General features: G+C 73.3%; 1 protein-coding gene. It reads right to left on the bottom strand.

Annotated elements, in window-relative coordinates; all coding sequences use genetic code 11:
• Positions 1-334 (bottom strand): polyketide synthase dehydratase domain-containing protein (locus RM779_RS33490; protein ID WP_311621563.1); only part of this gene is annotated, 334 nt, incomplete at its 3' end.
• Positions 335-378: the final 44 nt, after the last annotated feature.

Here is a 378-nt window from a genome sequence, read left to right as displayed (position 1 = left end):
CCGCGTCGAGCAGTGCCGGATGCAGGTCGAAGTCGTCGCCGTGCCGCTCCTCGGGCAGCCGCACCTCCGCGAAGATCTCCTCCCCGCGCCGCCACGCCGCACGCAACCCCCGGAACGCCGGACCGTACTCGTATCCGTCCTGGGCGAGGCGCTCGTAGAAACCCGAGAGCGGAACGGCCTCGGCGCCGGCCGGCGGCCAGGTGCCGGACAGGTGCTCATCGACGACCGCGGCCGCCTCGGCGGTCACGGCCCCGGTGGCGTGCTGGGTCCACGGGGTGGCCTCATCCGGCCGCGCGAACACCCCCACATCACGCCGACCCACCTCATCAACCACCCCCACCCGCACCTGCACATCCACCCCACCCCGCTCCGACAACA

Source organism: Streptomyces johnsoniae (assembly GCF_031845565.1).
GTDB lineage: Bacteria > Actinomycetota > Actinomycetes > Streptomycetales > Streptomycetaceae > Streptomyces > Streptomyces johnsoniae.
Note: the sequence above shows the minus strand (reverse complement) of the source record. Positions and strands in the feature narration are given on the sequence as shown.